Here is a 7,215-nt window from a genome sequence, read left to right on the forward strand (position 1 = left end):
CGGCGAGCAGCCCGTCCGGGCCGAAGGCCACCGCGTTGACCGGGCCGTCGCGGCGCAGGGGTTCGCCGAGCTGGCGGGGATCGTCCGGGTCGCTGGTGTCCCAGAGCCAGATCGCGTCGGAGCTGGCGTCGGCGCTGTCCCTGTCGAAGCTGGCGGCGGCGAGCAGCCCGTCCGGGCCGAAGGCCACCGCGTTGACCGGGCCGTCGCGGCGCAGGGGTTCGCCGAGCTGGCGGAGACGGTCCGGGTCGCTGGTGTCCCACAGCCACACGCCGCCGCCGCCACCGTCGTAGCCGCTGCCGGTGGCCAGGAGCCCGCCTGGGCCGAACGCCATGGAGTTGACCGGACCGTCCGGGAGGAGGTGTTTGCCGAGCTGGCGGGGGTGGCCCGGGTCAGTGGTATCCCACAGCCGCACCACGCCGCTGTCGTCGTCGCTGGCGCTGTCGAAGCCGCCGACGGCGAGCAGCCCGCCCGGGCCGAACGCCAGCGCGTTGACCGGGCCGTCGCGGGGGAGCAACTCGCCGAGTGAACGGGGGTGGTCCGGGTCGCTGGTGTCCCACAGCCACACGCCGTTGCTGGCGCCGTAGTCCCCTCCGAGGGTGCCGACGGCTAGCAGCCCGCCTGGGCCGAGCGCCACCGCGGCGGTCGGGCTCTGGTCGATGATGGTGCTGCGCAGGGCGGGGATGTCGGTCAGCGTGTCCAGGATGTTGCCGCCGGCGCGGGGCTGGTGGTCGCGCGGGGCGATGCCGTGGGCGGCGGCGGCCAGGCGCAGCGCGCCGAGCGGGTCGGTGTCGCGGGCGTTGTCGGCGAGGGTGAGCAACTGGTTGGCGACCGTGGTCCGGCGGCGTTCCTCGGCGGTGTTGCGTTCCTGGGCGGCGTTGCGGCCCTGGACGTAGGCGGTGAGGCCGAGGCCGCTGGCGAGCAGCAGGAGGACGGTGAGGATGGCGAAGGCGCTGGTGAGGCGGCGGCGGGCGCGGCGCCGGCTGGTGGTCAGGAACCGTCGTGCCATCGGCGTGAGCTCGTCGGCGCTCACGGTGGCGAGCGCGCCGCTGGCCAGGGCGAGGTTCCACAGCCGGCTGGCCGGGCGGCCGTGGCCTTCCCACTCCTCGGCGGCGGTCTCGGCCTGGCCGCGCTGGCGGAGCCGGTCGGACGCCTGGGTGATGGCCCCGGCCAGCGGCGGCCAGGCGGTCAGGAGCCGTTCGTGGGCGACCTCGACGGTGGCCGGCCCGCCCAGGGCGGCGTCGACGACCAGCAGCCGGCGGGCGACGAACGGGGTCAGCTCGCCGCGCGCGGCGTCGGGCAGCTGGTCCAACGGGATCCGCCGCCGAGTCGGGCGTCCCTCGGCATCGACCGTGACCAGCCGCAGCAGTGTCGCGAGGACCTCGGCGCCGGCGTGACCGGTGGCGGCGGTGGCGTCGGCGAGGGCCGCGTCGGCGTGGTCGACCAGCGAGCCGCGGACCCCGCCGATCTGTTCGTACAGGGCCGCCGAGAGCACCGTCGTGCTCGTCTCCCGCGCGGCCACATACAGCCGTTGCAGGGTGTAGGCGAGCAGTGGCAGGGACTGGCCGTCGCCGGTGTCGGCGGCCATCCGGACGACCAGCTCGTCGTCGATCGCCAGCCCGGCCATCCGTGAGGGGCCGGTGATCACCAGGGGCAGCAGGTCACGGGACAGGGGCGCGAGCGCCTCCGCCCGGACCCGCAGCCCGGCTGGAGTGGCCGTCTCGAGGAGCCGGTCGAGGTACTCCGAGCGCAGGGTCGCGACCGCTCGCACCGGACCGGTCGTCACCTCGGCCAGCAGGGCCATGAACCGCGCCTGGTCTGCCCGGGAGGCGCGTACCAGCAGTTCCTCGGCCTGGTCGACGACGAGCAGCAGCCGCCGCGCCGGTGCCGCCGCGGCCAGCAGTTCGGTGACAACCGGCCCGGCCCGGCCTGGCTCGGTGAGCCGGGCGGTCAGCGTCTCGGCGTCCCAGTCCAGGCCGTGGCGCCGGCCGGCCGCGGCCAGCACCCCCGCCAGCGACGGGACGGGCCGGCCGCCGGGAGCCATGGGCGCGACCACCAGCCAGTCAGGATCGTCCGCCAGCGCCGGGCCGAGGCCCGCGGCGACCAGCGACGACTTCCCACAGCCCGACGGGCCGACCACCACCATCAGCCCGTCCGCGTCCCCCGCCGGCCGGGCGAGCCGGCCCGCCAACTGGCGGATCTCCTGCTCCCGTCCCTGGAACACCAGCGCCCGGCTCGCGTCGAACGCCGCCAGCCCGGGAAACGGCGAACGGCCCGGCTCCCACACTCCCCGCACCCGGAAGGGCCCGGGGAAACGGGGCGGGGTTCGGACCGCGTCGACGGCACCCGGGAAGTCCGGCGGACCATCGGGTTTGCGCCGGCCCGCGGCGACCGCTGCCAGCAGCAGCCGCCGCGCGTCCGCCTGCTCGAGGCCGAACAGGTCCACCCCCACGAGCTGCCCCAACAGCCCCGGCCGTGGGCAGTCCTCCACCCGTACGGCCACGAGCCGCCGCCCGCCACCGGACGGGTCGGCGGCCCAGGCAGCCTGCCACTCCGCCTCCGCGTAGGCCGAGGTCAGGTAGGCCGCCGAGAGCACCGCCACGGTCCGCGCCGCGTCCGACGCGGCCTTGTGCATCTCGTGGACGAAGTGCGACCCCACGCCGAAGTCCCACGCCTGCACGACCACCCGATAGCCGGCGTCCTCCAGCTGCCAGGCCACCCACTCGGCCCAGACCCGGTCGACCTGGGTGTACGACACGAAGAAGTCCACGCCCCCGCCGCCGGTGCCGAAAGTAGCCGGTCGGTCTCCCTCTGTGGCCACCTCCGCAGAGTGCCACAAGCCGGATCGGCCGCGGCAGCCATGTCCCGCGCGCGACCCGGCCTGCCCGTGCCGGGCCTCAGAGCTGAGTCAGCTGCGAGATGCGCCATCCCTCGGGCGTGTTGACGAGGGTGACCTCCTGCGTGATCGGCGAGCTCGCGGGCTGGCGGCGCAGCTCAGCGCCTTCGGTGTCGACCACCACGTACTGCGTGACGTAGGACGTGAAACGCAGTACGGCGACGGTCGAGCTCTCGTCGACCACCCGCACCGCCTGGAACACCTGGCGGCCGCCCTGGATCCTGCCGCCGCCCGCGGCGACGGCCGCGATGAGCGTGGCGTCGGCTGCTCGCGCGGAGCTGCCGTCGGTGTAGACCCGCGAGAGCAGCCGATCGTCGGCGGCGGCGAAGGCCGCGACTCGTGCCTCGTCGAGCGTGGTGAGTACCCCGGTCCAGTACTGCGCACGAGGGGGTCCGGCCAGCGACGGCGGGGGAGCCGTCGGCTGCGTCGCATCCCCAGGCACCGCGGCCGCCGGCGGCGGCGTGGGGGTCGGCGACGGCGTGGGGGTCGGCGACGGCGTCGACGAACCCGGGTCAGCGGTGGTGGCGGGTACGGTCGGCGTCGCCGACGGCCTGGTCAGCTCGGACCCGGAGGGCGCTGGTCCGCGCGCGCCGTCAGCACCCGGTTGCCCGACCACCAGCGCGGCGGCGCCGACGGCGCCCAGGACGACCGCCGCCACGGCCACTCCGAACCGCCTGCGTGAGGCCCGTCGCGGCGGCACGGCCACGTCCGGGTCCGGGGTTTCGGAGCCGACGTCCGGCGCTGGTGACCCGAGCGGTGGCGCCGCCCCGACCGCTGCCTCGGGCGGCGTGGCCGACGACGGCGGAGGCGAGTCGGGCGGCCCGGAGGCCGCGGTCGCGGTCGGCGTGGACACCGCGGACAGCGAGGCATCCGGCGGCGTCAGGGGCGGTGGGAACGTGACAGGGACCAGGCCGCGCGGCTCGGGCGCCGCCGCGGACGGCGCGGCCGTCGGCGACGACGTCCCGGTCAGCGCGCCGAGCAGGTCCGCGGCGCTCGGCCGGTCGGCGGGTCGTTTGCTCATCGCCGCGCGCACCAGCGGAAGCAGCCGGGCGTCCAGGCCGTCGAGGTCTGGCTCGTCGTGCATGACCCGGTACATCACCAGCGCCGGGACGGCCGTGCCGAACGGGGACCGGCCCGTCGCGGCGAACGCGACGACGCCACCCCAGGCGAACACGTCGGCGGCCGACGTCACCTTCTCCCGCAGCGCCTGTTCCGGCGCCATGAAGGCGGGTGTCCCGACGGTGTCGGACGCGCTGGTCAACATGGAGTCGGATTCGACGGACAGCGCGATCCCGAAGTCGATCACACGCGGCCCGGACCGGGAGAGCATGATGTTCGCGGGCTTGATGTCGCGGTGCACCAGCCCGGCGCTGTGGATCGACGCGAGCGCCGCGGCTATCGAGACCGCCAGCTGATGCGCGTCGGTGGTCGGCAGCGGGCCCTGGGTTTCCACGGCCTCCGCCAGCGTCGGCCCGTCCAGGAACTCCGTGACGATATAGGGCCGGCCGTCGACCACGCCGAAATCGAGCACCTCGGCGGTGCAGAACGGCGCGACGCTGCGCGCGATCCGCGCCTCTCTCTCGAACCGGGCCAGGAAATGCTCGTCACGGGCCAGGTGCTCGTGAATGACCTTGACCGCGACCCGGCGGCCGTCGACGGCGCGGCCCAGGTACACCCGGCCCATTCCGCCCCGACCGAGGAATCCTTCGACGACGATCGGGCCGATGGCCATCGGGTCGGCATCCCGAAGTGGCATCACGCGGTCTGCCATGCGTACCCACGAAGCCCTTCTGCCCGTGCCCCCAAACACGCCGGACTCACGTTACTCGGGCGATTCCGTCACCAGCGCGCCGGCGGCCGGCGCCCCGCGGCCGGCGCCCCGCGGCATGTGGTCAGGATCGCGTGGTGACGGCCGCCGGGGTGAGCCCGGTCAGGACCTGGCGCATGTAGGCCAGGGCCTGGTCGATGAGGGTCTCGCGGCAGGTGACGCCCACGTTGTGCCTGCGGGAGCCGACCATGCCGCGGATCTCGGCGACCATCTGGCCGGTCGGCGTCGAGGCGCGCAGGACCGCCGACCGTCGGATCACCCGGTTCATCCCACCCGGCGACCGGAGCAGCTGGCGCAGCCCGTCGAGCAGCCCCGTCTGCCGCAGGGTCAGGTGCGCGGCGACGTCGCGCACCGTCCAACAGTCCGGCGTCACCCCGTCGACACACGTCATTGCGAACAAATAGAAATGTTGAATACATATAGAGATCGTGCGGTTACTCTCCGTAAGGATCGGGTGCTCATGGGGACACCCGCCGGTTCGGAGGAGCGAGCATGGTCAGTAGACGACGACGGATCGGCAGATGGGCCGTGGCGATGGCCGCGGCTGGTCTGGTAGCCCTGCCTGCGGCGGCCACCGCTGCCCCGGGCGCCGGAGCGGCAGGTCAGGGCGCCGGCCGCCCGTTCGCACCACCGGCGCAATCGGTCTGGGCCTGGGGTGACAATCGCTCTGGGCAGCTTGGCAACGGAACCCACGCGAACAGCTCGGTCCCGGTACCCGTCACCGACGCCACCGGACTCGACGACGTACGCGCGGTCGCCGGCCGCAACACCTCCGCGTATGCCCTGCGGCGCGACGGCACCGTCTGGGCCTGGGGTGACAACTTCTTCGGCCAGCTCGGCGACGGCACCACCACCAACAGCCCGGTCCCCGTCCAGGTCCTCGGCCTTACCGGCATCCGGGCCATCGCCGCCAGTAACAACAGCGCCTTCGCGCTGCGCTGGGACGGCACCGTCTGGGCCTGGGGTTTCAACGGCGCCGGCCAGCTCGGCGACGGCACCACCACCAACAGCAGGATTCCGGTCCAGGTCCTCGGCCTTACCGGCGTCACGGCCATCGCCGCCGGTAGCGGCAGCGGCTACGCGCTGCGCTGGGACGGCACCGTCTGGGCCTGGGGTAACAACACCTACGGCCAGCTCGGCACCAACACCACCACCCCCAGCCCCCTGCCCGCGCAGGTCCTCGGCCTGACCGCGGTCCGGGCCATCGCCGCCAGTGGCATCGGCGCCTACGCGCTGCGCCGGGACGGCACCGTCCGGGCTTGGGGTAACAACGACTACGGCCAGCTCGGCACCGGCACCACCGCCAGCAGCCTGGTCCCCGTGTCGGTCGCCAGCCTCACCGACGTCCGCGCCATTGCCGCCGGTAACCGTAATGCCTACGCGCTGCGCCGGGACGGCACCGTCTGGGCCTGGGGTGACGACACCCAGGGCCAGCTCGGCAACGGCGCCCCCGCCATCAACAGCCCGGTTCCGGTTCCCGTCAGTGGCACCACGGGCCTCGTCAACGTGACCGCGATCTCCGCCGGCTTCGGCACCGGGTACGCGGTGCGCCGGGACGGCACCGCCTGGGCCTGGGGAGACAACCTCTTCGGCCAGCTCGGCGACGGCACCACCACCGACAGCCCGCTGCCCGTCCCCGTACTCGGGCTGAACGACGTCCGCGCCATCGTGGGCAGTGACTGGAATGCCTACGTGATCGTGAGCGACTTTACCTGGTGAGCCCGTGCCGGCTGGCCGTACCGGTCAGCCGGCACCGATCGCCACCCGCCGAGGCACACCACTCGCGGCCTCGCCGCGCACCCCGCCGCCGCCCGGACCCGGCGCCGGTGGGGTGCGCGGCCCCCAGGCCCCACCCATCCAAGGCGACCGACGCCGCGCATGTACGGCTGAAGGTCTCCCGGTCCCCGAGGAGCAACTTCCTTCACTCGGCTCGTCGCGAGAGTGCCCACCTGCTCCCGGAATGGACCTTGCCGCCAGCATCCGGCGCTCCGCGGACCCCGGCGCGGCGCATCCAGACCACAGTCCGGCGTCACCCCGGCGACACACGTCATAGCGAACAAATAGATAAGCTGAATACATAGAGAGATCGTATAGCTACTCTTGGTACTCGGGGGGTGTTCGTGGCCCACCCAATGGTTCGGAGGAGCGAAAATGGTCAGCGGACGACGACGGATCGGCAGATGGGCCGTGGCGATGGCCGCGGCTGGCCTGGTAGCCCTGCCAGCGGCCGTCAGCGCCGCCCCGGGCACCGGAACAGCGCCTCTCGACGCCGACTACTCGGTCACGTCGGTGACGTACTCGGTGCGGGCCTGGGGTAACAACGACCACGGCCAGCTCGGCAACGGAACTCTCGCGAACAGCTCGGTCCCGGTACCCGTCACCGACGCCACCGGACTCGACGACGTACGCGCGATCGCTGGCCGCGGCGCCGCCGCGTACGCCCTGCGGAGCGACGGCACCGTCTGGGCCTGGGGGAGCAACTTCCTCGGCCAGC

Annotated in this window: 4 protein-coding genes and 1 pseudogene; 2 read left to right on the forward strand and 3 right to left on the reverse strand. The window is 73.8% G+C overall.

Annotated features, from left to right (window positions below):
- The 3 genes from I6A81_RS30060 to I6A81_RS30070 form a co-directional block, all read right to left on the reverse strand.
- A partial coding sequence (locus tag I6A81_RS30060; protein ID WP_203010377.1) for an nSTAND1 domain-containing NTPase occupies nucleotides 1-2,818 on the reverse strand: 2,818 nt, incomplete at its 3' end.
- A gap of 76 nt (nucleotides 2,819-2,894) precedes the next feature.
- On the reverse strand, nucleotides 2,895-4,625 hold the full coding sequence (locus I6A81_RS30065; protein ID WP_203002698.1) for a serine/threonine-protein kinase: 1,731 nt from the start codon (nucleotides 4,623-4,625) through the stop codon (nucleotides 2,895-2,897).
- Nucleotides 4,626-4,785: 160 nt separating this feature from the next.
- The gene (locus I6A81_RS30070; RefSeq protein WP_238428967.1) at nucleotides 4,786-5,073 is read right to left on the reverse strand and encodes a hypothetical protein; all 288 of its coding nucleotides are present in this window, start codon (nucleotides 5,071-5,073) and stop codon (nucleotides 4,786-4,788) included.
- Nucleotides 5,074-5,213: 140 nt separating this feature from the next.
- Here I6A81_RS30070 and I6A81_RS30075 point away from each other — a divergent pair, with 140 nt between their 5' ends.
- Entirely contained in the window at nucleotides 5,214-6,440 is a 1,227-nt protein-coding gene (locus I6A81_RS30075; RefSeq protein WP_203002697.1) for an RCC1 domain-containing protein, read from the forward strand.
- Nucleotides 6,441-6,872: 432 nt separating this feature from the next.
- Nucleotides 6,873-7,215, forward strand: a pseudogene (locus I6A81_RS30080) (RCC1 repeat- and reductase domain-containing protein); the annotation flags it as partial.

It is taken from the genome of Frankia nepalensis, from assembly GCF_016786325.1.
Classification (GTDB): domain Bacteria; phylum Actinomycetota; class Actinomycetes; order Frankiales; family Frankiaceae; genus Pseudofrankia; species Pseudofrankia nepalensis.